Source organism: Thalassospira xianhensis MCCC 1A02616, assembly GCF_003326475.1.
Classification (GTDB): Bacteria; Pseudomonadota; Alphaproteobacteria; order Rhodospirillales; family Thalassospiraceae; genus Thalassospira; species Thalassospira xianhensis.
Window position 1 is genome coordinate 32346 of record NZ_JPWA01000024.1, and the last position, 24927, is coordinate 57272.

Here is a 24927-nt window from a genome sequence, read left to right on the forward strand (position 1 = left end):
GGGAGGCTGCCTAAAGCAGCTTCACCCCGGATTGCTTTTCAATGCTTTTGATGGTGCCAATCGGCAAATCGCGTTTCGGATGCGGGACCGTCACTTTCCCCGGCTTTGTCGGGTGGCTCAATTGATGGTGGCTGCCCTTCGTGCGCACGATTTCCCAACCGTCCGCCTGAAGCCTTTTCAGGATGGTTTTGCTGTCCATAGGCTCCTTCCATCAGAGTATATGCGCATTATGCGCATTTCGGGTGCGGTAGTCAATGGAATGATGCGCATTATGCGTATGACGCCGATGAGAAGTTGTGCAACTGGAATGGGCTTCAAGCCTCAAACACCTTGCCGCCCTTGGCGAGGCGATAGAGGACACGCAAAAGCCGCTTGTCGTGACATCGGTCATCGGGCTTCTGGCCTATGTGCGCGCGGTCTAGGTCGCGATTGCCCGGCGGCAAGTGACATCACCCGTCGGCAGTTGGAGTGGTCCCCGACAGAGGCCGGATTACTGGCCGATATCGATCAGGGTTATTATTTCGAAGGATAACGCGCAGGGGGATTTATCCCCCTGTTTTCGTCATTTATCCCTGAAAAACCGGGACGGATTTGAAGACTGATCGCGGTGTTGCCGTCTTGCCAATATAGGTCGTATCGACATAGGGCGAGGTCATGCACCGCAGAAGGGCGGCATAATCGGGCATAAACGCTATTTCCGTGCCGACCGGGACCGGGTGCTCCCCGGTATCGAGCACAAGATGGTCGCTGCTGGCGCCAAGGATTTTGATGCCGTGCGGCGGGCGCAGGCCGTTCGGGTCGACATCCTGTTGGCCGATGGCAAGGATTGATTGGAAAATATCCCCGGTGTCATCTATCGCGGCGGGCGTCCCGAACGCGGTCTGTGCCGCTGTGCCCCACGGTTTTGATGGCTTGGTCTTGCTTTCGATAACCTCGGCGATCAACCGGATCGCATCGGTATGAAGGCCGGGGATCGGTTGGCGATGCAGCGGTTCACGGCCAAGCAGGATGGCTTCGCCCAGCCGCAGGTTATTGATCCGGCCAACCGTGCCGCCCGCGAAAAACCAGTCCAGATTGCTGGAATTGCCGCCCGAAATAACGGACAGGGGCGGCATGAACGGTCCAGCTTCGGTACCCCCGGCATTCGTGGCATTCACGGCATCCCCGGCGTCGATATGCTCCGCCAGTGCAGACAGACTTGCCATATTGTCATCATCGGGCGATATGCCGCTTCTGCACGCAAGGTTGGTGCCAAGGCCGATGATGTTGATATTGGGCAGTCTGCGCAAGGATTGCAGGATGTTTTCGATATCGCACGGCATGATCCCCTCGCGCAGGTCGCCGAGTTCGACCATCAGGATAATGCCGTGCTGTTTACCGGCCTTTCGGGCCGCTGCCGAAAGGGCGTGGATCACGGCGGGTTCGGTATTCAGGCTGATATCGGCGGCGGCGACGACCCGGTCAACCTGGCTGATCATTGGCGACCGGATCAGGGTGATCGTGGCGTCAATCCCGGCTTCGCGCAGGCGTTCGATATTTTCAATCCGGGAATCGCCAAGCGAGGTCACGCCCGCGCGCAGTAACACCTTTGCCAGTTGCGGCGCGCCGCAAAATGCCTTTGTCACCCCGGTGACCGAAATGTCATGCGCCCCAAGGCGCATGACCAGTGTTTTTGCATTGTGATGGATTTTATCAAGGTCGATGACCAGTCCCGGCATGCTCACTGCACGCTGAGAATCAGCTTCCTTTGCAGGTCGGGGAAGGACGACAGGACCATTTCCGCAAGCTGCTCGACCGGACGGGCAAGCGCATCGGTGACAGGAATGCCGAGCTGTTTCTGATAAAACAGGATGCTGTCCGATATTTCGCTGTCGCTCATATCCTCGTGATTGATGGTCAGGCCGATGACCTTGGTGTCGCAAAACGCTTCGATCAGGCTGATTTCGGATTTCGGTTCGGGCATCGGCATCTGGTCAAAGTCACAGCGATGCGCGCGTTTTGGGGCATGCTGCAAAATAACGCCGTCCGGAACGCTGCCGCGCAGGATAAAGGCCGAGGTGCAAAAGGCCGGATGGCTGAGCGCGCCCTGGCCCTCGACAATGATGATGTCGGGGTTTTCACCCGTAAAGGCATCGATGAGGGTTGCTTCAAGCTCGCCACAGCAAAACTGCGACGGCACCGCATCAAGGGCAACCCCATATCGCGACCCCTGCATCATCCCGGTCTGGCCGGTTGTGACCATGACCGCATTGATGCCGCGCGCGATCAGGGCGCGCGTCAGGATGCTTGCGGTTGTTCGCTTGCCAATCGCGCAATCCGTGCCAAGCACGGCAATCCGCGGGCAGGTGACCTTGTCTATATTGCCGCTAAACAGGCGCAGATCGTTTTTGGGGCGGGGTTTGCGGATATCGATGATCGCGACATTGCCTGCGCGCGCCGCGGCGACAAATTCGGGATCGTCATTCAGGAATTCATGAAGCCCGTTCACGACATTCATGCCACGTTTCAGCGCATCAAGAACGATCTGGCGTTCTGTTGCGGACAGCATCCCGGTTGCCGGGGCCATGCCATAGATGAAATAATCCGGCACAGGCAGGTGGGCGGCAAATGCATCGTCCAGGCTGCCTAAAATCGGGATTTTATTGGTTTCTCCGTCAAGGACTTCACCGGCATCACGGCCTGCCTGTGTGCTGTCGATGACCGAAAGAATTTCATATTTTTCGGAATGCCGGATCAGCCCGTTGGCGGTTTTGCCGTCGGGCAATCCGAAATTGCCCTCGCAATAGACAATCGCGGTTGGCGTGGTGGGGGTGTCTTGGTGTGCGGAATGTGGGCCCGCGTGCATCTGGACAACATTTTCGGCATTCTGGGTGGTGGTTGATAATGTGGTTGTCATGTGGGGTCCCGGACTGAATATTGGTGCGTCGTCGAAGCGGGCATATTTGCCGCTTCGTCGTCTTTTGCAGGACCACGCAAACGCCAATATTGATGAAGTTAAAAGTTTCTGCCGATCCGTTGGTGCGCGACGGCACGCATCTTCTTTGCGCTGCAACCGGATGATCCGGAAGGATGTCGGGCAAGCAGATCGACAGGAAAGCACAGGCCATAAGCATATTATTCAAGTATTGTATGAATTTTGATGTGCCAGACAAAAAATAATGAACAACAAATTCATCGTGCGCTCATTGTATTTAGCGTGCAACGCAATTTAAAAATTATTCGTTTTCTTGATATGCATTAGTTACGAAATTTTGCTTTTCAGTTTATTGTGCGAATGTTTTGTTTTATTTGTAGCTGGTGGGCCAGAATACCTGTGATCCGGTTTGTGTGATGAATTGTTTTCCGGGCTGACAGCAGCCGCCCGTCACTTGCTGCCAACCCCAAACCGATAATCTCCATCCCGCCAATCTGGCGGAGTGCCAGCGGTTCACCCGGAAACAAGACGCCACCCAAAACCCGATATGTCGCAACCACCGAGGCCCGGACAAACTCCGGGCCTTCACCAACCTCGCCAATGGACCACCGCCGGGCGCACCGCCCACCTCGATCACTTTCCTGTCCCGGCAACAACGTGTCACCCTAGCGTTCAGACAAACCTCGGGCTTGCATCATTCCCGACAGCAGGCGGTATTCGGGCTCTTAGCACCCACTTGTCCGCCGTCAACGGGCAACCGCTCACGGCTGCTGACGGCTGCCATTCACGCCCTGGCGACATTTCCGGCAACCAGTGAAGCCCGGACAAATCTCGGGCATGCGCTGTTCTCACCAACAGACGGTCTTCGGGCGCACGGCCCCCATCTGTCCATCGTCGGCGGGCCCCAAATCACTGTTGCTCGCTGCCGCCCATGCTGCCATTGCCGCCGCTCCCGGCGAATTTAACGCTCCCTTGCCAAAAAGACGCACCTCTCCCGTCATGACAAATGACCGGGTTAGCCCCCTTACAGAACGCCGCCATAATGGCTCCGCCATCCTCCGACCAATATCCTGCGGGTCGCTCCGCCGCCCGCTTTGTGTCTTTGTCCCTGCATCCTGATCACCTCTTTCATCCAGCCCGAAACGCAAAAACCCGCGAGGCACAAGGCCTTGCGGGTTTTGGTCCGGGTGCATTTCTCCCGTTGATTTTTCTCTTATGCCACAAACAAAAGAACAAATCAAGAACTTTTTCAGGGGGCGTTATAGGGGGCAGAAAAGGGGGGCAGGCGAGCAGGGTGTTGCGTTTGGTTTACGGTCTGTTGCATTTGGTTTACACTCGCAACCTCGCTGTTCTGCCCTGCTGGTTAAGCCGGAGACTTTCGCAAGCCCCCTTTGCGCCTGATCAGCCGCCCGTCAATCACGGCAAGCCCCAATCCGATCACGGCCATCCCGCCAATCTGTCGCAGCGCCAGCGTTTCGCCGAGGAACAGCACGCCTAGCAAAATCGCGCTAACCGGGATCAGGAAGGTGACGAGCAGAAGGTTGCTGGCCCCGGCACGTTTCAGAAGCTGGAAATACAGGATATAGGCAAGTGCTGTGCTAAATGCCGCAATGCCCAGCACGGCAAGGATGGTGTCGGTTTTTGGAAACGACAGGTTCCAGGGTGTATCGATAAGTATACAGATCGGGATCAGCATCAGGGTCGATGCGCTGGTTTGTCCCGCCGCGGTCAGGATCGGCGGGGTGTCTTTGAACCGACGCGCAAACACCCCGGTGCAGCCGTAGGAAATTGCGGCGATCAGCACCGCGACAGGGGCAAATGGAGCAAACGACGCGAGGGCGAAAACATCCTCCGACGCGCTGCTCGCCCCGCCGGGCTCAATCGCTGTCACAACCGCATCAGGCAGGCCGATCACGATCACCACACCAGCAAAACCGGTCAGCACGCCAATCACTTTACGCCGCGTCAGCCTTTCATTCTTGGTCGCCAGATGCGCAATGATCAGGGTGAAAAGCGGCGTCGTCGCATTCAGGATCGCCGCAAGGCCGCTTGCGATATGGGTCTGGCTCCAGACGATAAGGCAAAAGGGAATCAGATTGTTAAGCGCCCCCATGACAAGGAAGCTCAACCATATGCGCGGGTCGCGCGGGATTTCGATATCGCGCAGCAGAACCACCCACCACAGGATCATCGCCGCAATCGCCACCCGCCCCAAGACAAGGGTAAAGGGTGGCAAATCGACAAGGGCGATCTCGGTAAAGAAAAACGACCCGCCCCAAAGTACCGAAAGCACAATCAACATCAACCAACTCCGCCCATCCATGCGCGGAGCAAGGCCGTTGGATTCCTTTCGTTTTTCGGGTGGGCGCGGCGGTGTTTTGGGGCTTTCCGGAATACGGCGAACCAGTCTGCGGTCGCGATCATATTCCGGGTAAAGGGCAATCCAGGTATCCGTGCTCATATCCATGATCCGTCAAAATGGGGTGGTGACGGAATGGATGTTAAAGCGTGCTGGCGTGGCTGGCTGGCCAGATTCGGACATCAACGCCGGATGGCAAAAAAGCTCAGGCAAAAAGCCGCATGCCGCGCTCTGCCGCCATTTTAAAACTGCCCACGACATGCTCCGCCAGCGCATCCTCGGCCGGGCCGGTGCCGGGGCGTTTGGCCAAGGTCATGCGGTATTCGCCAAGATCGGGCAGTCCGTGGCGGGCATCAAGGTGGATCAGGCGGTCCGAAATCACGCTGATCGGGACCGGGCAGATGGCAAGGTCGGCCTCGGTTGCGGCAATCTGGGCCTGACAAAATTCGCTGGTATAGGCAACGCGGTAATTGATCCCCGCTTCGTCAAGCGCACGCAGTGCCATCGCTCGCCAATAACATCCCGGTTCGGCCAGTGCGACCGGAAGTGGCCGTTTTTCAACCGCCATTCCGTTGCGTGCACCAAGCCAGACAAGCGGTTCGCTATGGATTGGCGGTTGCGGATCAAGTTCGGGGTTATAGCTGAAAACGGCGATATCGGTGGTGCCGTCGGCAATGCGCTGGCGCAGGCTTGCGGTTGGGCCCAGAAACACATCGACCTCGACATGCGGGTGGCTGATGGCAAAACGACGCATGATTTCGGGAATGGCGATGATGCCATTGTCATTGGGCACGCCAAGCTGCACTTTTCCGGCTAAATCCGGGGTGCGGAAGCGCGACATGGCTTCATCATTGAGCTGCAAGAGACGTCGTGCAAAACCCAGTAAAACCTCGCCATCCGTGGTCAGTCGCACCCGGCGGGTTTCGCGTTCAAACAGGCTGCATCCGACAATTTCCTCAAGCTTCTTGACCTGAAGACTGATGGCAGAGGCACTGCGATTGACCCGTTCGGCCGCGCGCGAAAAATTGCCGGTTTCACAAATCGCGACAAAGGTACGTGCCAGATCAAGGTCAAGATTTGGCAGATTTCCGGGCATGGAGGACATGTATGATTGCCAATTTGTGAGTTTTTCCAATGGAAGATGTTAAATCTTCTCGTTTGTCTCATCAATAAGAAATCCTCATCGTCATGCTACCAGTGATTGGAAAAACTTGAAAAGGATGATGGTCATGGCAGCGCAAATTTCATGCGAACCGGCGATAGCGGCCAAAACCGATGTGACCCGCACGTCCGATGGCCTGTGGGCCAAAGTGGTGGGTTGTTGGACCAACTGGCGTGCGCGTCGCGCGGCGTATCGGCGGAACCTGCGCGAGGTTGAGGCTATGCTGGCGATGGAAGACTGGATGCTGCAGGACATCTATGGGGTAGGGCATGGCGATATCATCGCGGCGAAACGCAGCCTTCTGGCCAATCGGCACAATCCCGCTTGGCGGCTTTCACGGTTTTTGCAGGATCGCATCGTGTCAAACCAGAAGGAAAAGCAAAGGTGGAAAGGGCGATGAAACTGGATCATGGCGATCTGTCTTGCACCGCTATTCCCGTGATGCGAGTATTGCCCAAAGTGCCGTGATCACGGCGAATAAATGCCGTTACATACGGTAAAACATGGCAGGATTTGGAATGAAGATCGCAATTCTTGACGACTATCTCGACAGCATTTTTCATCTGCCGTGCTATGAAAAACTGGCCGGGCATGACGTAACCATCCTCACACAGAAATATGATGATCCGGCCGATATGGCGGGCGCAATTGGCGATGCGGAGGCGGTCGTCCTTTTTCGCGAACGCACCAAAATCACCGATGAATTGCTGGCACATTTGCCGGGTGTAAAACTGATCAGCCAGCGCAGCGCCTATCCGCATATTGATGTCGGTGCCTGCACGAAACGTGGCGTGTTGCTCTGCTCAAAACAGGGGGCGGGCAAGGCACCGTCCTATGCGGCGGCGGAAATGACATGGGCGCTGATCATGGCATCCGCCCGCCAGATCGTGGAACAGAACGCGTCACTCAAAGCCGGACAGTGGCAGATGGGGATCGGCAAGACGCTGCGCGGGCGGACGATCGGCATTCTCGGCTATGGCAAGATTTCGCGCGTGGTGGCGGGCTATGCCAAGGCGTTCGGCATGAATGTGCTGGTCTGGGCGTCTGAGGCATCGCGCAAGGCCGCTACTGATGACGGGCTGGATGTTGCCGCGTCACGCGAAGCATTCTTTGCCGCACCCGATATCATCACGGTGCATATGCGCCTGACCCCGGAAACACGCGGCACGATTACCGGCGATGATCTGGCGCGGATGCGGCCCGGAAGCCTGTTTGTCAATACATCGCGGGCAGGCCTGGTGGTACAGGGTGCGCTTCTGGCGGCCCTTGATGCCGGGCGGCCGGGAAAGGCTGCGGTCGATGTGCTCGATACCGAGCCCCTGACCGACCCGGATGATCGTTTTGCCAACCATCCCAGTGTACTGGCGACCCCGCATGTTGGCTTCGTGACCGAGGACGAGCTGGACATGCAGTTTGGCGATATTTTCGATCAGGTGGTCGCCTATGCCAATGGCGATCCGATCCATATGATCAACCCCGAAGTCTGGCAGGGAAGCAAAGCCAAACCGGCATAGGTCTGGCATCAGCACACCCAAAATGGCAAACTGCCGCCGGTATGGTCATCGGTGGCCGCTTTTCATTTATGCCTTCGCGGCTTCTGCTGCTGCTTTGGCCGCTCTGGTTTTTGCGCCGGGCAGGCGGGCAAAGATCGTAATGTTGCCAAGGAAGATCATGACAAGTCCGGTGGCACCAATCGGGGTCCAGATATAGCCTTCTAGGAAGGTGGAAACGGTCAGAGCGACAACCGGGAACAGCACGGTGACATAGGCCGCCCGCCCCGCACCGACACGGTGAACCAGCGCGAGATAGGCAATGAAGGCAACCACCGAGCCCGGAATGGCGAGATACAGAAGACCGCCAATATAGACCGGATCGGTCGGCAGGACCGGCGTCTGCCCGCGCAGCATGGCAAAGATAAACAGCATTACGGCACCATAGGCCATGCCACGCGCAACTGCATCACGGTTCGGAATGCCCATGGCGTTCAGTTTGACCGAAACCATGTTGCCCATACTAAACACCGCCGTCCCGCCAAGGGCAAACAAAAGGCCGGTGATGGCATGCGGATTGTGCGACAGGGCATAAATCTGGTTGGCAAACAGACATGCAATGCCGCCAAGGCCGAATGCCGCCCCGAAGACAAAGCGCAGACCCGGCCGCTGGCCATAAAAGGCCCAGTTGCCAAGCGCGTTGAAAATGGTCGAAGTGGTAAAGATCACCGCAACAATACCCGATGCGATGTAGCCGGTCGCCGAATACATCAGGATAAAGTTGATGCCAAACAGCCCGCAGCCCAGAAGCACGATCCACGGATGGGCGCGCCACGGAACCGGCCGCCATTTGCGCGACAGGATCAGAAAACCGCACAGCACGACGGCCGCCAGCAAAAAACGATAGAAGATCGACATTTCAATCGGGATCGGCCCGATCTGAAGTTTGATCGCATACCAGGTAAATCCCCAGCAGGCTGTAACGATCAGAAAAAGCAGGGCGGTCATGATATGCGGGAAACTCCGGTGGCGAGAGGGAGAGAACGATATGTGGGGCATATCCGAAGCCTGTTTATAGACTGTTTGAGTGATGTACGGCTTTCACGAACTTGCGGTGTTTTTCACAATCTTGCGCAATTCAATACAGCCATTCGCACGACGGGCTTTGCAATATGGTGCCGCAATGCGATGATCAGGCCTCAGAAACAGGACGTGCCGATGTTTGTGCCCAATGGTCGATACCAGAATTTTGAAGTCTATAATCAGCTGATCGGTGATGCCGAACTGCTGAATGCGGGCGATTTTGGCGACAGCATTTCGGCGGCACACTGGCGGCGCAATGCGGATGTCATGACCCGCTATACCGATCCCGACCATCACACCATCAGCCTGTATGTCAATGGTGGCACCGGCATTAAGCGGCAAATTGGACCCGATCCGCTAACCGGTGGCGGACCGGGACGCTGTTGCCTGATGCCTGCCCATCTGACATCGGATTGGGTGGTGAATGGTGAGGTCGAGCTGTTCCACCTCTATATCCCGCATTCTGCATGGGAACGTGCGGTGGTCGAAGCATTTGATATCGAACCCAACGCTGTCGAAGTCCCTGAAAAGACCTTTTTCCTCGATCCCCTGATCGAGCAGACAATTCGTCATGCGATGTTGCCGCTGGACTGGAATGCGCCAGCCGATCGTATGGCAATGTCCAGTGCCGGTCAGATGCTGATGGGGCATATGCTGCGCAGCTATTCCTCGAAACGGGATCTGGAATTCCGGGTACGCGGTGGCTTGTCGCCGCAAATCAGGCGCCGTGTGTTTGACTTTATCGAGGCCAATCTGGATCAGCCGCTTTCGCTGGAGCAGATTTCGGCCGAGGCAGGGCTTTCACCCTATCATTTTGCGCGCATGTTCCGTCAGTCGGTGGGCGAGGCGCCGCATAAATATGTTCTGCGCCGCCGGATCGAGGCCGCAAAACAGATGTTGCGTGATCCGGCATTGTCGGTTGCCGATATCGCGCATGCCACCGGATTTTCAAGCCAGGCCCATCTGACCACGCGGTTCAGTAGCTTTACCGGCCTGACCCCGGCAAAATTCCGAAGCGTCGCCCGATAACTGCGAGGGCGTCCATGCCCTGTGCCTGCAGACAAGAAATGGCGTCGCAGAAGAATTGGATTGGGTGTTATGCGCCGCTGGCAAAGGGCACGGCATTTGGCCTTCCAAGCAGGTACCCTTGCACATAATCCACGCCATGATCCGTCAGGAAATCAAGTTCGCCCTGGCGTTCAATTCCTTCTGCAACGACGTCAATGTCGAGCTGCTTGGCCAAGGCAATCAGCTTGCTGACGATGGCCTGTTTGTATTTATCCTGATCAACATGGTCGATCAGATCCCGGTCGATTTTAATGATGTCGGGTTGCAGTTGCGGCAGCATGTTCAGGGTCGAATAGCCCGATCCGACATCGTCCAGCGCAACCCGAAATCCTGAATCGCGATAGGATTTCAAAATCGCGCCAAGATGCTCGATACTCCGAACTTTTTCGGTTTCGATAACTTCAAAGACAACCTTGTTGCGATCCAGTCCGCATTCCGCAACCACATCAATTGTTGTGCGCAGACAGGAGTCCGGATCGTAGATCGAACTTGGTGTGAAGTTGATAAACAGATTGCCCGAAATCCCCGCTTTGTGCGCGTTACGGACATTTGCCGCACGGGCCGCCCGATCAAGCTGGAACAGCAAATCGGCTGATTGAGCCGCGCCAAACAATTTATCCGGGGTGATGACATTACCGGTTTTATCGGTCCCGCGGATCAGGCATTCATGCGCATAGGGCTCTGTGATGTTTTCAACGGCAAAAATTGGCTGGAAAACGGATTTCAGGCGATTTTCCCGCAGCATATCACCAAGCCATTCGGCACCGATCTGTGCGCGAATGGCACCAAGCGAGGTGACGCGCGCAATGTCGTCAAGTTGCGGTTCCCCCTTGCCGGGCATAATCAACGCCTTGGTGTCGGCGATTTCCTCGGGCAGCAGGTTTTCGGAAATTGCATCAATCAGCGGGCGCAGGCCCGGACGAACATAATCAAGATAAAGCGTTGCAACGGATGTGCTTTTTTCTGCCGGGTGCCCAAACTTCTTGATATTGGCAAGAATTTTACCGGTTGTATGTGCAACGGGTGGCCAAAGGTAAAGGCGGCCTTCGCTTGGCGCAATTTCCGGTATTTGATCGCACTTCTCGCAGAAGGTCAAAATCGTCTCCGCTTTTAGATTTGCCTGCTCTCACGAAGGCTCATCATCTTGTAAGATAATGGCTTCTTTCATTAAACCATATGGGATTGGGGTTTGGCAAAAAAAGCCTAAATTCTGGATAACGTGTTTCGCTGCGAACTGGCGATATCGTTAAGTGTATTTTGTTCATCGGAAATGGTGAACAGGTCAACCGGTTGCTGGCGGCCACGAATGGCGAAGGAACCCAAGGCTTTAAAGGCAATTTTTCCGTTGGTAACCGCACCGGCCAGTTCGCGAGTTGCGGCACTGACCAGAATTTCGGTGCCGGTTTCCTTGTTCATGGCTTCAAGGCGCGATGCCAGATTGGCCGTGTCGCCCTGAATGGTGAAATCGATCCGGTCCCCCGATCCGACAGGCCCGGCGACCACCGGCCCGGAATGGATACCGATGCGTGTCTGGATGTTCATGGTGCTCGCGAATTTATGATGGCGGGTGATGTTTTGCATGGTGATAGCCGCCCGTACTGCGTTGGCAGCATGATCAGGGTCTTCGTGCAGGACATTGAACACGGCATGCAGCGCATCGCCGACATAGTTCAGAACCACACCGCGGTGATTGCGGATCGGTGCATTGACCAGATCGAAATATTCGTTCAGCAGGGCAATGACATCAGCCGGTTCCATATCCTCCGACAGGTGCGTAAAGCCGCTGATGTCGGTAAACATTACCGTGGCAAAGCGAAGCTCCCCGGCCGCGCGGGGATCGCCGCTTTGTTCACGTTTCATGGCCAGTTCGACAACATCCTGACTGACATAGCGTTCAAACGCTCGGCGCATTCGGTCTTTTTCCTCCAGCCCCGCAGCCATTCGATTAAATTCGAATGCCAGTCGGCTGACTTCATCGTCGCTGGTGACGGCGATACGGGTTGTGGTTTGTCCTATGCCGATTTCACGCACGGCGTCGGTCAATTGTCCGATCGGGCGGGTGAGGGTCCGGCTGATGAAGAACAGACACAAAACGGCGGCGGTTTCCGTTGCGATCACATCAAGGATCACGGCTTGCTCAACGCTTAGTCCCTGTGCTGCACGGATATCGCGAAACAGCGTAATATCAAGCAGAATGGCTACCGATGAAATTAGGGTCAGGGCCAGGATCACAATGGCCAAGCGTAATCCGATGCGCCCGCGTCCGGGATGATATTCAATTCCCCAAAGATCATGCGTTTGTTTGCGGATGATCTCAGCACAGTCGGCCGAGGCGAAAAACGCATAGATCGCAAAATGTGCGGCATAAGCAAAGCTGAACCATGACGCGGCATAGATTTTGGTTGCCAGATCAACCTCTGGCAGGTCGGCCTGATTGACGTTGAAGGTGCCAAGGCCGAATGCGGCGAGGCAATAGGCAAGCCCGACCATGAAGGCCCAGATTGCGGAAATAACATGAAGTTTGCGCAGGCGCCGTAGGCCGGTACTGCGTTTGATGGGCTGTTTGAGTGCCAGTGCATTGATCATCCGCAAAATCGGTTGGAAAATCACAATTGCCCCGGCGGTATTGAGGGCAAGCAGAATAACGGCATTAATGATGGCCGCCCGCCAGATGACCGAAAAGTTGCCCGAGATGAGAACATAAGCGCCGGAAAAACACACATCAATGAAAGCCATGCCCGCCATCGACAGAATGTAGCGGACAAGCATGGTGTGACCGGGCGCAATGGTGCTGTCCGATACTGGCTGCCCGACAATGGGCGTCGAGGTGTGCGCGTGCCCGGTATCCGTTGTCACGGTATGATCCTGTTGTTTTGTACGTTTTACGCGTCGTGTTGACGCAGGGTTCAGTCACGGTTCTGTGTAATGCGGATTATTTCGTGTCTGTCGAAGATGACCGGTAAATGTGATGGGGCTTTGTACAGAATATGGCGGCTCCGGATTACCGGCTTCACGTTTGGAGCGGGGCGGTAATCATTCCCAATTTTATTACAAGTTTCGTCCTGAACAATTGAGAATTCTATTTAAGTTGTTGATTTTTATTGATTTTAACAAGTTGAGAAATCAGTTGACAAGATTGATTTCGCCTATCTAAAATTTCAAACAAACTAAAATATCAATTAATGGCAAAAACGCCAATCCAACGGGAGGACTTCCATAATGAACTTTACTGTGAAAACACTTGGAATCTGCGCCGTGCTTGCCGGGGCTCTTGCCGCAGGCATGCCTGCGACGGCTGCAACGACGCTTCGCATCGGGACTGTTCTCGCACCGAATGATCCGATGGGGCAGGGGCTTGAGAAGTTCAAGCTTGATGTGGAAAAAGCCACCAATGGCGAAGTGGTAATCGAGGTTTTCCACAACTCGCAGCTTGGCGACACCACCGAGATGATCGATCAGGCCCGTGCTGGTGCCGCGATTGGAACGGTCACCGATGTTGCCCGTCTTTCAAGTTTCGTTCCGTCGCTGGCGATCATGTCGGCACCGTTCCTGTTTGATAATTACGAGCAGGCCGACAAATTTGCCCTTTCGGATGAATATATCGCCTGGGGTGACGAGCTTCGCGAGAAGTCCGGCCTCGTGATGATTGCATCCAACTGGTATCAGGGCGCGCGCCATGCCCTGACGCAGCACCCGGTTTCAAGCCCTGCTGATCTTGCCGGTGTCCGGATGCGGACAATCGGTGCGCCAGTCTGGATCGAAACCATCCGCGCGATGGGTGCCGAGCCAACCCCGATTGCCTGGGGCGAAGTTTACACTGCCTTGCAGCTAGGCACGATTGATGGTGCCGAAGCCCAGCCAACTGCAATCTGGAATGCCAAACTGTATGAAGTGATCAAGAATGTGACCAAGACCGGCCATATTCAGCTTGTTACCGCATTGGTCGTCGGTGCCGATGCATGGGATGACATTTCCCCCGAAAACCAGAAAATCGTCCGTGATCTTGCGGTCGAGGATGGCCGCTATGCATCACAGCTGACCATCGAGCTTGGCGAAAAGGCCCTTGCAGATGTTGCCGCAAGCGGGGTTGAGGTCAGCGACGTCGATCTTGCACCGTTCAAGGAAGCTGTAAAACCGGTTTACAAGTTGCTCGAACTCGAAGCAGAGGCCGAGATCGTCAATAAAGTGCTGGGCCGCTAACTGCCCGGTTACCGGTAACGTGCCTTTCGAATGTGCGTTGTTCCGGATGCGGGGCAACGCACTTCAAACTTCAAGATGGAATGGAATACATGCTCAAGCAAATTGAGTTTGCCTGTGCCGGGATTCTGCTTGTCGCGGTCGTCGTTCTTGTCGGCGTTGCGTCAATAGCCAGAGCCATGGGATCCCCGATTATCTGGTCGATTGAAATGGCGCAGCTGATTTTTGTCTGGCTTTGCATGCTGGCTGCTGACATTGGCATGCAGGAAAACCGGCATTTCGGTCTTCAGATCCTGCAAGACAACATATCTCCCAAGGCACGCGATCTGGTCGAGTTGTTCAATATCGTCGTGATCATCAGCTTCCTTGCGTTTCTGCTGTATTACGCGTGGGGCAACATGATTTTGATGCATCCCCGTCTTGTCGGCGCAACGCAAATCCATGCCTCTTACATCCATGCTTCGATGGTTGTCGGTCTGCTCCTTTTGATGCGGACCATGGTGTTTAAGCTTGTCGAACGAATTCGAAGCAAGGGGCTGTTCTGATGCTGATACTGATCGCAGTACTGTTTACGGTTTTTCTAGTCATCGGAATGCCTGTCGCCTTTGCCCTGGCGCTTGCTTCGGTGCCGGTCTTCATTCTGACTGGCGCCATGCCGCCAACCGTGGTGATCCAGAAAATGGTAACGGCCACACAAAGCTTTCCGCTTTTGGCTGTGCCGTTCTTTATCCTTGCCGGAAACCTGATGAATGTGACGGGGATTACGTTCCGTCTGGTCAAATTTGCCCGTCTGCTGACCGGCTGGATGGCCGGGGGGCTGGCACAGGTATCCATTGTTTTAAGCTTCATGATGGGCGGTATTTCAGGATCGGCTGTTGCCGATGCCTCGATGGAGGCGCGCCTTCTGGGCCCCAGCATGATCAAGCAGGGATATTCCAAGGCGTCGACCGCTGCTGTTCTGGCCTTCGGGTCGGTTATCACCGCGACCATTCCGCCAAGCATCGGTTTAATCCTATTCGGGTTTGTGAACGAGGTTTCGATCGGTCGTTTGTTTTTGGCCGGTATTTTGCCGGGTATTTTCCTGACGATTGTTCTGATGATCACGTCTTGGTTTGTGGCGCATAAAAATGGCTACAAGCCCGATCTACCAACGGTGCCGAGTGCAAAAGAACTTTGGTCGAGCTTTTCGGAAAGCATCTGGGCATTGGCTTTTCCGGTTATTCTGATTGTCGGTTTCCGGTTCGGCCTGTTTACTGCGACCGAGGCTGGCGCTTTTCTTGTTTTTTATGCGCTTTGTGTCGGATTTTTTGTGTATCGGGAACTTGACTGGAAAAAGCTTCACGAGGCGGTGACCGGCTCTGTTTCCGACCTTGGAATGGTGATGTTGCTGATCATTATGGCTGCCGTTCTGGGCTACGCCATGACCATCGAACGTGCACCCCAGCAGATCACCGAATTTGTCACCACGCTTACCGAAAACCCGGTTCTGATCCTGACCCTTGTTGTTGCGGTTCTTGTCATCAGCGGCATGTTCCTCGAAGGGGCGGCCAATATTCTTCTGGTCACGCCGATTGTCATGCCGGTTCTGGTCAATGCCGGATATGACCCGGTTCATATGGGGATTTTGATCGTGACACTGATCAACTTTGGTGGTTTGACGCCCCCGGTCGGGGTCATCATGTTTACGGTTTGCGGTATTCTTGATGTCAAAACCGGTGCTTATACCCGTGCTTCGATCCCGTTCTTCATCGCTATGGCTGTATTTTTCATTCTGATGGCGGCAGTGCCAAGCTTGACGTTGTTATTGCCCAACGCCTTGATGTAATTAGGGATCCGAAGGGTGCAGGGATATGCGGAATTGCCGGGGAGTTGAATGAAGATGAACACATTTATGGGCGGTTTTATGCCTGTTCAGGATGGCGGGATGAAGGCCAATGCGCATGTTCCGGCCTCGGCACTTGTTTATGAGGAAATCAGAAGCCGGATTATTTCGCTGGCACTTCCTCCAGAAACAACACTGGTCCGGGCGGAACTGGCCGAAAGCTTCAAAGTCAGCCAGTCACCGGTGCGTGAAGCCATCATGCGTCTGGAACAGGACGGGTTGGTTGCGTCTTATCCCCAGTCGCGCACCATTGTAACCAAGATAGATGTCGCCCGCATTCGCGAGGAACATTTTCTGCGAGTTGCTGCGGAATGCGAAGTGGTTCGGCAATTGGCGGAAATGGGCGAAACCGGCGCGGTTGTCAAAGCCAAGGGCATTATCAAAATGCAGGAAGCCCTTGCGGGCGATATCGAACAGATCGACCTGTTTAAGCAGCTTGACGAGACGTTTCATGCCGCCCTGTTTACCGGTGTGAACCAGTCCAACCTGCATGTGCAGGTAACGGCGCGAAGCGGCCACCTGGCACGCGTTCGCATGCTTGATCTGCCGCGTGCAGGCAAAATGCTTTCGGTGCTTGAGGGGCACAAGGCGGTTATTGCAGCGATCCAGTCTGGTGACGGAAATCTGGCCAGCTCGGAAATGCGAAAGCATCTTTCGGGAACCATGGAACGTTTGCCGCAGATTGTCGAAGAAAACTGGGAACTGTTTTCATAGGGTTTTGGACTTCCTCCCGGGCGACCGGTGCAATCCGGCGAGGCGTTCGTGGTAAACGCCTCGCCGGATTTTTGTTTGTCCGGATTTCGGGTGCCGAGGGGCTTTGCGGAACTGCTGCAATCGCATATCGTGTGGCTCCTGAACAGGAACAGAAATGCAAACAAGTTTTCGCCAGTACCGGTCTGAAGCTGCCAGTCACAGCCATGATGATTCTCACCAGATCATCATTGCCGATCTTGGCATGCTTGAACTTGAGATAGAGGGGCGCGGTGGTTGTGTTTCGGGCCGCAGGCTGGCTTTTGTTCCGGCCGGGGATACTCATGCCTATCGGGCGGTGGGTATGAACCGGTTTCTTGTGCTTGATGTCGATACCGATGTCGCGTCACAGACCGGCCTTGAAAGGCTTTGGCATCAGGCAGGGGCGTCGCCCTATCTTGAAGTCGGCGCGGCATATGCAGGGCACTTGACCTCGCTTTTGCTGGGGCTTGAACAAAGGCGTGCGATATCACGGATACAGCGCATTTCCCCGGATGGGCAGGGAAACCTGCAATCGGAAAATCTGTCATTGCTGCATATCGCCGGGATTGCGACCTGCGAAAGTGCCTTTGCCGATAACGCCTTTGTTTGCAAAACCTTGCGCGAGGTACTTGGCCATTCGGCAACCGCACAGGGCCGCGATGCTGATGCCGATCAGGGCATTCCGATGCAGTTGCAACGGCTGCTTGGCTGGATTGAGCTGCGCCTTTCCGAGCCAATCGGCATCCCTGAAATGGCGATGATCGCTGCGCAATCTGAAAGTGCGCTATTTGCAGCTTTCCATAGGTATCTGGGCACAACGCCGATGCGATGGCTGGGCGAACAACGATTACAGCGTGCCTATGCGATGCTGAATGATCCGAAAAATACAGTGCCGCTTGGAGATATCGCGCGCGAGGTCGGCTTCACCGATCAAAGTGCGTTTTCCCGCGCCTTTTCCCGGCGGTTCGGGCATGCACCGATTGTGCTTCGCCGCCGAACTTAAAGACCTCCGGGTTTATCTCACTCGAATGAAATCCGGAGTTTCGGCAAAGACGTTTTCATCCTGACCTGCTTTAATCGCCGCTGCGTTTAGTTGAACTCCGGGATGGCGTCCATGACTTTGCTTGATCATCGAACGAAGGCCTCCATGATTGGAGGCATTGCGATTGTGCTTTGGTCATTGCTGGCTTTGTTCACAACAGAAGTCGGCACCATCCCGCCTTTTCAGCTGGTCAGTCTTTGTTTTTCCGTTGCGGCAATTTTCAGTTTCATCTGGATTGCGCGCAGTGGTTTTTCGGCTTTTGGGGCATTAAGGCAGCCGGTTGGTGCTTGGGTGCTGGGTGTCGGCGGGTTGTTTGGCTATCACTTTTTCTATTTCGTTGCCTTGGCCAATGCGCCAGCGGTTGATGCCAGTCTGATTGCCTATCTCTGGCCGCTTTTCATTGTGCTGTTTTCGGCCCTTTTGCCGGGCGAAAGATTACATTGGTATCACATTGCCGGTGCGGCTCTTGGGCTTTGCGGTGCGACAGTTTTGGTAACCAAAGGGCAGGGCTTTGATTTTGATCCGGCCTATGGCGTTGGCTATGGGGCGGCGATGATTTGTTCAATCCTGTGGTCGGGCTATTCGGTGCTTAACCGGCGTTATCGCAATGTTCCGGTCGAAGCCGTTTGCGGGTTTTGCGCCGGGGCGGCAGTGCTGGGCTTCATAACGCATGGCGTGACTGAAATCTGGGTCATGCCTGATACCGGGCAGTGGCTTGCGATTGTCGGACTTGGGCTTGGCCCGGTGGGGGCTGCGTTTTTTGTCTGGGATTACGGGACCAAGCACGGCGACATACAGGCACTTGGCGTTGCCTCCTATGGTGCGCCCTTACTCAGCACGATTCTATTGATCGCCTTTGGCAAGGCCGATGCAAGTCCGGCGGTAATTGTCGGCTGCCTTTTGATCGTCGGCGGCGCGCTTTTGGCATCGATCAGAATGTTGCGACGTAAAGTCGCCGTGTCATCCTGAATTTGACATTTCTCACTGAATGTTCTGTTTCCAAATTGGGGCTGCGTTGTGCAATATAAGTGACTTCAACTCATTTATATCGTGCTTTTAGTTTGGGGATGTCCTGATGGCTCAGGTACAAAAAGATATTGCAGCCGAAATGAAAAAAGCCATGTCGGCAGGTCAATTCGACAAAGCTGCATCCATCGGCGCGAAGCTCGTATGTACCCATCCCAAACGGACCGAAATCCATATTATGACGGCGGTTGCGGAAATGCGGGGATCGGATTTTGCCCGTGGAGGTCAAAGGTTACGTCGTCTGTTTCGCAACTTGGAACCCGGCGACCGTTATTTCGGACCGGTTGCCCAGAATTTGTTGCAATTCTCAGAGCGCGCTGGTGACTTTAAACCGACAATCGACATTATTGAGCAGAAGCATCTGAATGCGCCCAAGGAGCCGGCCTATAGGGAAATTCTGGCTGATCTTCTTTTCCGTCAGGAAATAATACGGTTCGGTTCAGGGCGCAGCGTTTCTGCCAATATTGATCGTGCAATCGGGCTTCTGGAAGGGATTGCACCCGGGTATCCAAGATTGCTCGAAGTTCACAGGCTGCTGCTTCGTGTTTACATGCATTGCGAGATGATTCAAAAGGCGCTTGATCTGCTTGACAAGCTGATTGCAGATGCACCGGGTGACAAAGGGTTGCGGATATTTCAGGCATCTGTTCTTGCCCTGTCGGGGATGGTGGATCGTGCAATAACCGCATGTATCAGGCTTATCGATGATTATGACGATGTTGGTGCGCAACCCTATCTGCATATTGCCTTTTTGCGTCCGGAAGCCATGCCGGTCGGGGCGGCCGATACATTGTCAAAGATCGCATTTTCGGATGACGCCCCCGCGCGTGAGATTTATCAAGCATGCTTTGCGTTGGCACGTATGGCTGAGGCCGAAAACAATATGGAAACCGCTTTTGACTGGTATCGTCGCGGACATGAGGCAAACCGCCAGGTATCTCCGATTGATATGCCCATGGAGCTGGCTGAAATGGAGCGTATCGGTGAATTGGTGAAGGCCGAAGCCAAGCGGGAGGATGGAAAGGGTGCCATATCCGCAGACATAATGGCGAAAACCGGTCCCAAGCCGATCTTTATCGTTGGTCTGCCACGTTCGGGAACGACGCTTAGCGAGCGTATATTGGGGGCGCATCCCGATGTTTTCGCAGCAGGAGAGATTGCCGATTTTTCAAAGATCGTTGTTGATATCACGGGAACGGGTAAAATCTCGGAGCAGATGGAACGCCTTGATGGCAAAATGATTGGTGAGATTCGCAAACGTTATCTTGCGGCGCTGAGTGCCTATGATCCGAATGTGAAGTTTGTGACCAATAAGACACCAGCCAATTTCCTGCGGGTCGGGCTGATCCGGCGTGTATTCCCTGATGCGCCAATATTACACACCCATCGCCATCCGCTGGCGACCTGCCTGTCGCTTTATACCACGCCCTTTGCCATCCCAATGCGCTACGCCGATGATCTTGGTGATCTGGCGGATTATTATCGGGCTTACGAAAAACTGATGTCCGTGCTGTTTGAAACCGACCGAAACGGGACATTGTTTGATCTGCCTTATGAGGACCTTGTCTCGGAGCCTGAGCAGATGGCACGAGACTATCTGGCGCATTGCGGACTGGATTGGCGACCGGAATGTCTTGAATTCTATCGCGAGGAAAAGGCGGCCCGTACTGCCAGCATGATTCAGGTGCGCCGTCCAATCAATCGGGATGCTGTCGGGAAATGGCAGCGATTTGCTCCCTATATCGGGCCGCTTGTGGATTTGGCAGTGGATGATAAATCAGTTGAGAAAAAATCAGAGGGAAAACGGTTGTGGCGTGACCGGCAAAGCTGTTCAGGTTAGAACTGGATCAGGAAAGAAAATAAAAAGATCCGGAGCGCCCATAAATGACACAGCACATTCCCAAGGCCGAGTTGCATCTGCATATGGAAGGGGCGCTGACGCCTGCGTTGGTTCGGAAATTCGCCGCCCGCAACGGTATTAATCTTCCGGACGGGATTTATGATGAACAGGATCGGTATATCTGGTCGAATTTTCCTGAATTTTTGGGTAGTTTTGACAAGGCGAGTGCGGCCATCCGCACGGGAAAGGATTATGCCGATCTGACCCACTGGTACCTGACAGAACAGGCCAAATCCGGCGCACTTTATGTCGAGATTTTCTGTTCGCCGTCGCATGCGCTAGAATGTGGAATTTCCTTTGATGATCATCTGAATGGTGTTGCTGAGGGGATTGACCGTGCCGGGAAGGAAACCGGAATTATCGGAAGGATCATCATGACCTGCGTTCGCCATATCGGCCCGGAAAAGGCGATTGGCGTGGCGGCTGATACGGTTGCGTGTGGTCATCCTTATATCGTCGGGTTTGGCATGGGCGGGAACGAAAGCATGTTTTCGCAGGAAGCGTTTTACCCGGCCTACAAAATTGCCGCCGATGCAGGGCTTGGATGTACAACGCATGCCGGTGAAATTGAAGGTCCGCAAAGTGTCTGGGATGCAATCGACAAACTGCCGGTGACCCGAATAGGGCATGGTGTGCGATCCATCGAAGACCCGAAACTGGTTGAAGAACTGGTGAAACGCGGCATTGTTCTGGAAGTGTGCCCCGGATCGAATATTGCCCTGTCTGTATATCCGGATTACACATCCCACCCTTTGCGCAGGCTTTATGATTCCGGGGTCAAGGTTACGTTGGGATCAGATGATCCGCCGTTCTTCCACACAACATTGGCCGAGGAATATCAGCGCGCCAAAGATGTGTTTGGTTTTAGCGAGAATGAGCTTCGTGGTATAACGCGTACCGCCCTTGAGGCGGCCTTTGTGGATGCGGACACGAAAGCCATACTGATCGCAAAGCTTGATGCGAACTAATACAAAACGCCCCAGAAATCCGGGGCGTTTTTTTGTTCTGTTACCAGGCAACTTTACCCAGAAGCTTTTCCCCAAGCGGGGTCAGTTTCGCACGATCATAGCGCGTCTGTTCCCAATTGCGCGGGTCACCCGGGAAGGCGTGACCGCGTGCTGGCAGTCGTTCCGACCAGCTTTGGGTCCGCCAATCAACAAGTTCCTGTTCTTCGGGTGTTGCCGGAGCCATAGAAATATATTGCGCAATGCGTGTCTGGTTGGACCGGTTGGCGCGAATGCCATGGGCAAGCAGGCTGTTGAAAATCAAAAGATCACCGGCCTGCATCGGGATGCGTTTGGGTTCATAGGGAATATTGGCGATGTCCGGGCGGAATGGATCGCGATGCTTTGGCGCGGTGGCAAGCCAGTCGGCAAAATTGGCAAACAGGTCGGGCACGCATTGGAAACCGCCCATATCATCATTGGTATCGACCAGCGATAAAACGCCCTGCACATTGATCGGCAACGGGTTCTGACTGGTATCAGCGTCCCAATGGATGAAACCGTCAAAGGCTCGCGCACCAACATTGGGGGTATTAAGATTGGCGCGATCAATCGATACCCAAAGATCGGTCCGATCCCAGATATCGACAAAGGCATCATAAACCCGTGGTGTCTGGCGGTTATCCCACATTGATTGATGGTGATAGGCTTCGACCATGCCGGAATTGTTCAGTTCGGTCATGGCATGATCGCGCATTTGCGGCCGTGACCAGCTTGCCGGATCATTCGGGTTCATTTCCTGAAATTCCCAAAGGAAATCGACGGTGGCTTTGACCTGTTCCTGCGGGACTGCATTTTTCACGACAACATAGCCATAGGTCTGCCAGTGTTTGAAATCCGCATCAGATAGCACGCGCAGCGGCAGCGTTTTTTCAAGGTCACGCAATTGCGTGCCGGTGACTTCCTTGACCGAGGCATTGCCTGGTCTGTTTGCATTCGGGCCCATTGGGGCCATTGTCGCCATGGTTGCGTTTGCCAGCATGCTCATGATTGTTTCCTCCCGCATGGTTCATGATGTTGGAACCATTCTAGGGTCCTGCAATGACTGCGCCCACTGACAGGGCGGACATAATATGATACTATTCGGCCAAATTAATCGATTGTGATAGCCGTATAAGCGGGTATTTGAATGAAGCTTCTATTCGAGCATGTGCAAATTGCACCGGACCGATCATGGCGCGGCCTGCACCGGAACCTGCGTGCAATCCCGTTCGAGTGGCATTTCCATCCGGAGTATGAACTGACCCTTACGCTTGGAAGCGAAGGGCAACGCTATGTCGGGGATCATATTGGTTCTTACGGTGACGATGATCTGGTGTTGCTGGGCCCGAACCTGCCCCATACATGGCATTCGCACAATGCGGCCCCCCCGGCAGCCGGAAAAATCGATATGGGAGCCTATGATCTTGATTTACAGGCAAAGCCGGGCGAACGGCCACATCAGGCCTTTGTATTCTGGTTTACGGCCGAGTGGATCGATAATGTTTGTGCAACCATGCCGGAATTTGCTCGACTGCGACCCGTCCTGATAGATGCGCGGCGGGGGGTGAAATTTGATGCCCTGACTGCACGAAAGGTTGCGGCGTTTACCCCCCGGTTTGACGAAGGTGATCCGGCTGATAGGTTATTGTTACTGATAGAGGTATTGCGGATTTTGCTGGATGCGCGGGAACGGATCCCGCTGGCGTCCGAGCGGTTTGACGCAACGGTGCCGGATTATCATGAGGCAACGCGGCTTGGCCGGGTGCTGGATATTCTGCATTTGCGCTATGTCGAACAAATCGGAAGCCGCCAAATCGCGGATCATACCGGTATGAGCGAACGGACCCTGCGCCGGTTTTTCAAACGCCATACAGGATCAAGCGTTCAGGATTATCTGATGGGGTTGCGGCTGGGGCGGGCGGTATCACTGCTGCTGTCTTCGGACCTTCCGATCTATCGGGTGGCGGAGGAGGCCGGATTTCAGAATCTATCGCATTTTAACCGGCAATTTTCCCGTCACCGCGGCATGCCGCCGAGCCGTTTCCGGCGGGACCGGTTTGAAAAGGGGATACTGCAAGTGGTCTAAGGATGAACATTGCCTGTCAGAAACGGGGCAGGGCCCAGTTGTGGTGATGATTTACCAGATGCTGGTCGAAGGCCTGCCAGAAAAGAGCGCGCAAATGATCGCTTTCCTGAAGGATCTCATGGCGGGCTTCGGGGATTTCGACCATGGTGACGGATGGGTGATCGCCAAATAATTCCTGTGTGGCGCGGTTGCTGACCACCTGATCGTTGCCTGACAGCACCATGGTAATTGGGGGCAGGGTGGCGGTCGCAAAGTCATTGTCGGGTAACACGCGCCGTGACAATTCCGCCTGCGCCCGGAAGCAGGCATCAAGCCAGCCTGCCGATACCCCGCCAACCACCAGATCGGGATTGTCCTGCAAACAGGTGACATTGCGTTCATAGCGCGCACGATCTGATGTCAGGAGATTGTCATCGGCAAAGGGTTGCAATGGCGAAAGCAGCTTTTGTCCCGGCAGGAACTGTTTGTTGAATCCATAGCGACAAAGTCCGGCTGACAGAAACTGTGCGGCAAGCGCAATCCAGTCAGGCCCGCCAAGTCCAAAGAACGGGGCAATCATGACAGCACTGCCAAACAGGTTCGGTTTTTCAAGCAGCATATGCATGCCGACCAATCCACCGGTAGAATGGGTCAGAAGCAGATCACAGCGGATATCGTGATGATCGGCCAGATTCCGGAGCACATCATGGGTATCTTCGACATAATGTCCGACATCACCGACATAGCCCATGTGGCTTTCGGATACTTCGCGGGTTGATCCGCCCTGACCGCGAAAATCAAAGGTGACGCATCCAAGCCCATGTTCGGCAAGTTCGCGTGCGGTTTCGTTATATCGTTCGATAAATTCACCACGTCCCTGAAGGATCAGGACATGACCAAGGGCATTTTCAGGAGAATGCAGGGCATAACGCAATGTCAGGCCGCTTTGTCCGGTGAAACGATCAATGGCAAATGTCATATCTTCGCGAACTTCTATCCGGTCGTAGGAGTATCAGGACTG

The 24927-nt window shown here is 54.6% G+C and carries 23 protein-coding genes; 13 read left to right on the forward strand and 10 right to left on the reverse strand.

What is annotated here, in order from left to right; translation table 11 throughout:
• Positions 1-10 precede the first annotated feature (10 nt).
• Positions 11-199, reverse strand: a complete 189-nt coding sequence (locus tag TH5_RS17520) for a type II toxin-antitoxin system HicA family toxin (RefSeq protein ID WP_114122934.1) — start codon at positions 197-199, stop codon at positions 11-13.
• A 97-nt stretch (positions 200-296) separates the two neighbouring features.
• Between TH5_RS17520 and TH5_RS26070 the strand changes: the two genes are divergently transcribed.
• On the forward strand, positions 297-422 hold the full coding sequence (locus tag TH5_RS26070; protein ID WP_279627764.1) for a hypothetical protein: 126 nt from the start codon (positions 297-299) through the stop codon (positions 420-422).
• Positions 423-566: 144 nt separating this feature from the next.
• On the opposite strand, the gene TH5_RS17530 is transcribed toward TH5_RS26070, so the two are convergent.
• The 4 genes from TH5_RS17530 to TH5_RS17560 form a co-directional block, all read right to left on the reverse strand.
• On the reverse strand, positions 567-1718 hold the full coding sequence (locus TH5_RS17530; protein WP_208638479.1) for an alanine/ornithine racemase family PLP-dependent enzyme: 1152 nt from the start codon (positions 1716-1718) through the stop codon (positions 567-569).
• A 2-nt stretch (positions 1719-1720) separates the two neighbouring features.
• Positions 1721-2896 (reverse strand): N-acetyltransferase DgcN family protein, encoded by a 1176-nt coding sequence (locus TH5_RS17535; protein ID WP_114122936.1) that lies wholly within the window; start codon positions 2894-2896, stop codon positions 1721-1723.
• Between the two features lie 1381 nt (positions 2897-4277).
• A complete protein-coding gene (locus TH5_RS17555) occupies positions 4278-5375 on the reverse strand; it encodes a DMT family transporter (protein ID WP_114122972.1) in 1098 nt (365 codons plus the stop codon).
• Between the two features lie 103 nt (positions 5376-5478).
• On the reverse strand, positions 5479-6378 hold the full coding sequence (locus TH5_RS17560; protein ID WP_114122939.1) for a LysR family transcriptional regulator: 900 nt from the start codon (positions 6376-6378) through the stop codon (positions 5479-5481).
• 124 nt (positions 6379-6502) lie between these two features.
• On the opposite strand from TH5_RS17560, the gene TH5_RS17565 reads away from it, so the two are divergent.
• Together TH5_RS17565 and TH5_RS17570 are read left to right on the forward strand one after the other, a co-directional pair.
• A complete protein-coding gene (locus tag TH5_RS17565) occupies positions 6503-6835 on the forward strand; it encodes a hypothetical protein (protein ID WP_147250128.1) in 333 nt (110 codons plus the stop codon).
• A 118-nt stretch (positions 6836-6953) separates the two neighbouring features.
• On the forward strand, positions 6954-7949 hold the full coding sequence (locus TH5_RS17570) for a D-2-hydroxyacid dehydrogenase family protein (protein WP_114122941.1): 996 nt from the start codon (positions 6954-6956) through the stop codon (positions 7947-7949).
• Positions 7950-8015: 66 nt separating this feature from the next.
• Here TH5_RS17570 and TH5_RS17575 read toward each other — a convergent pair whose 3' ends face one another.
• Positions 8016-8933, reverse strand: coding sequence for a DMT family transporter (locus tag TH5_RS17575; RefSeq protein ID WP_114122942.1), 918 nt, complete (start codon positions 8931-8933; stop codon positions 8016-8018).
• Positions 8934-9143: 210 nt separating this feature from the next.
• Here TH5_RS17575 and TH5_RS17580 point away from each other — a divergent pair, with 210 nt between their 5' ends.
• Entirely contained in the window at positions 9144-10037 is an 894-nt protein-coding gene (locus TH5_RS17580) for a helix-turn-helix domain-containing protein (protein WP_244204961.1), read from the forward strand.
• Between the two features lie 67 nt (positions 10038-10104).
• Here TH5_RS17580 and TH5_RS17585 read toward each other — a convergent pair whose 3' ends face one another.
• Both TH5_RS17585 and TH5_RS17590 read right to left on the reverse strand, forming a co-directional pair.
• A complete protein-coding gene (locus TH5_RS17585) occupies positions 10105-11172 on the reverse strand; it encodes an EAL domain-containing protein (RefSeq protein WP_114122944.1) in 1068 nt (355 codons plus the stop codon).
• 107 nt (positions 11173-11279) lie between these two features.
• Positions 11280-12932 (reverse strand): adenylate/guanylate cyclase domain-containing protein, encoded by a 1653-nt coding sequence (locus tag TH5_RS17590; RefSeq protein ID WP_147250129.1) that lies wholly within the window; start codon positions 12930-12932, stop codon positions 11280-11282.
• 363 nt (positions 12933-13295) lie between these two features.
• Between TH5_RS17590 and TH5_RS17595 the strand changes: the two genes are divergently transcribed.
• From TH5_RS17595 to TH5_RS17630, 8 genes are all read left to right on the forward strand, one after another.
• Entirely contained in the window at positions 13296-14276 is a 981-nt protein-coding gene (locus TH5_RS17595) for a C4-dicarboxylate TRAP transporter substrate-binding protein (RefSeq protein ID WP_114122946.1), read from the forward strand.
• Positions 14277-14365: 89 nt separating this feature from the next.
• A complete protein-coding gene (locus TH5_RS17600; protein WP_114122973.1) occupies positions 14366-14818 on the forward strand; it encodes a TRAP transporter small permease in 453 nt (150 codons plus the stop codon).
• Positions 14818-16098, forward strand: coding sequence for a TRAP transporter large permease (locus TH5_RS17605; RefSeq protein ID WP_114122947.1), 1281 nt, complete (start codon positions 14818-14820; stop codon positions 16096-16098). Before TH5_RS17600 ends, TH5_RS17605 begins: the two co-directional genes overlap by 1 nt.
• A 48-nt stretch (positions 16099-16146) precedes the next feature.
• Positions 16147-16869, forward strand: a complete 723-nt coding sequence (locus TH5_RS17610) for a GntR family transcriptional regulator (RefSeq protein WP_244204962.1) — start codon at positions 16147-16149, stop codon at positions 16867-16869.
• A 154-nt stretch (positions 16870-17023) separates the two neighbouring features.
• Positions 17024-17890 carry an AraC family transcriptional regulator gene (locus TH5_RS17615; protein ID WP_114122948.1) on the forward strand — a complete coding sequence of 289 codons (867 nt, stop codon included), beginning with the start codon at positions 17024-17026 and terminating at the stop codon, positions 17888-17890.
• Between the two features lie 111 nt (positions 17891-18001).
• Positions 18002-18898, forward strand: coding sequence for an aromatic amino acid exporter YddG (yddG, locus tag TH5_RS17620; protein ID WP_114122975.1), 897 nt, complete (start codon positions 18002-18004; stop codon positions 18896-18898).
• A 106-nt stretch (positions 18899-19004) separates the two neighbouring features.
• The gene (locus tag TH5_RS17625) at positions 19005-20795 is read left to right on the forward strand and encodes a tetratricopeptide repeat-containing sulfotransferase family protein (protein WP_114122949.1); all 1791 of its coding nucleotides are present in this window, start codon (positions 19005-19007) and stop codon (positions 20793-20795) included.
• A gap of 44 nt (positions 20796-20839) precedes the next feature.
• Positions 20840-21823, forward strand: coding sequence for an adenosine deaminase (locus tag TH5_RS17630; protein WP_114122950.1), 984 nt, complete (start codon positions 20840-20842; stop codon positions 21821-21823).
• Positions 21824-21863: 40 nt separating this feature from the next.
• Here TH5_RS17630 and TH5_RS17635 read toward each other — a convergent pair whose 3' ends face one another.
• Positions 21864-22847: a phytanoyl-CoA dioxygenase family protein gene (locus TH5_RS17635; RefSeq protein WP_114122976.1), complete on the reverse strand. Its 984-nt coding sequence runs from the start codon at positions 22845-22847 to the stop codon at positions 21864-21866.
• Between the two features lie 141 nt (positions 22848-22988).
• Between TH5_RS17635 and TH5_RS17640 the strand changes: the two genes are divergently transcribed.
• Positions 22989-23927 carry a helix-turn-helix domain-containing protein gene (locus TH5_RS17640; RefSeq protein ID WP_114122951.1) on the forward strand — a complete coding sequence of 313 codons (939 nt, stop codon included), beginning with the start codon at positions 22989-22991 and terminating at the stop codon, positions 23925-23927.
• Positions 23928-23943: 16 nt separating this feature from the next.
• Here the strand turns inward: TH5_RS17640 and TH5_RS17645 are convergent, their stop codons facing one another.
• Positions 23944-24885: an alpha/beta fold hydrolase gene (locus tag TH5_RS17645; protein WP_114122952.1), complete on the reverse strand. Its 942-nt coding sequence runs from the start codon at positions 24883-24885 to the stop codon at positions 23944-23946.
• Positions 24886-24927 lie beyond the last annotated feature (42 nt).

Bases quoted from the DNA above. Each gene is read 5' to 3' on its own strand.
- TH5_RS17520 (WP_114122934.1), bottom strand. From the start codon at position 199: ATGGACAGCAAAACCATCCTGAAAAGGCTTCAGGCGGACGGTTGGGAA.
- TH5_RS17530 (WP_208638479.1), bottom strand. From the start codon at position 1,718: ATGCCGGGACTGGTCATCGACCTTGATAAAATCCATCACAATGCAAAA.
- TH5_RS17535 (WP_114122936.1), bottom strand. From the start codon at position 2,896: ATGACAACCACATTATCAACCACCACCCAGAATGCCGAAAATGTTGTC.
- TH5_RS17555 (WP_114122972.1), bottom strand. From the start codon at position 5,375: ATGAGCACGGATACCTGGATTGCCCTTTACCCGGAATATGATCGCGAC.
- TH5_RS17560 (WP_114122939.1), bottom strand. From the start codon at position 6,378: ATGTCCTCCATGCCCGGAAATCTGCCAAATCTTGACCTTGATCTGGCA.
- TH5_RS17565 (WP_147250128.1), top strand. From the start codon at position 6,503: ATGGCAGCGCAAATTTCATGCGAACCGGCGATAGCGGCCAAAACCGAT.
- TH5_RS17570 (WP_114122941.1), top strand. From the start codon at position 6,954: ATGAAGATCGCAATTCTTGACGACTATCTCGACAGCATTTTTCATCTG.
- TH5_RS17575 (WP_114122942.1), bottom strand. From the start codon at position 8,933: ATGACCGCCCTGCTTTTTCTGATCGTTACAGCCTGCTGGGGATTTACC.
- TH5_RS17580 (WP_244204961.1), top strand. From the start codon at position 9,144: ATGTTTGTGCCCAATGGTCGATACCAGAATTTTGAAGTCTATAATCAG.
- TH5_RS17595 (WP_114122946.1), top strand. From the start codon at position 13,296: ATGAACTTTACTGTGAAAACACTTGGAATCTGCGCCGTGCTTGCCGGG.
- TH5_RS17600 (WP_114122973.1), top strand. From the start codon at position 14,366: ATGCTCAAGCAAATTGAGTTTGCCTGTGCCGGGATTCTGCTTGTCGCG.
- TH5_RS17605 (WP_114122947.1), top strand. From the start codon at position 14,818: ATGCTGATACTGATCGCAGTACTGTTTACGGTTTTTCTAGTCATCGGA.
- TH5_RS17610 (WP_244204962.1), top strand. From the start codon at position 16,147: ATGAAGATGAACACATTTATGGGCGGTTTTATGCCTGTTCAGGATGGC.
- TH5_RS17615 (WP_114122948.1), top strand. From the start codon at position 17,024: ATGCAAACAAGTTTTCGCCAGTACCGGTCTGAAGCTGCCAGTCACAGC.
- yddG (WP_114122975.1), top strand. From the start codon at position 18,002: ATGACTTTGCTTGATCATCGAACGAAGGCCTCCATGATTGGAGGCATT.
- TH5_RS17625 (WP_114122949.1), top strand. From the start codon at position 19,005: ATGGCTCAGGTACAAAAAGATATTGCAGCCGAAATGAAAAAAGCCATG.
- TH5_RS17630 (WP_114122950.1), top strand. From the start codon at position 20,840: ATGACACAGCACATTCCCAAGGCCGAGTTGCATCTGCATATGGAAGGG.
- TH5_RS17635 (WP_114122976.1), bottom strand. From the start codon at position 22,847: ATGAGCATGCTGGCAAACGCAACCATGGCGACAATGGCCCCAATGGGC.
- TH5_RS17640 (WP_114122951.1), top strand. From the start codon at position 22,989: ATGAAGCTTCTATTCGAGCATGTGCAAATTGCACCGGACCGATCATGG.
- TH5_RS17645 (WP_114122952.1), bottom strand. From the start codon at position 24,885: ATGACATTTGCCATTGATCGTTTCACCGGACAAAGCGGCCTGACATTG.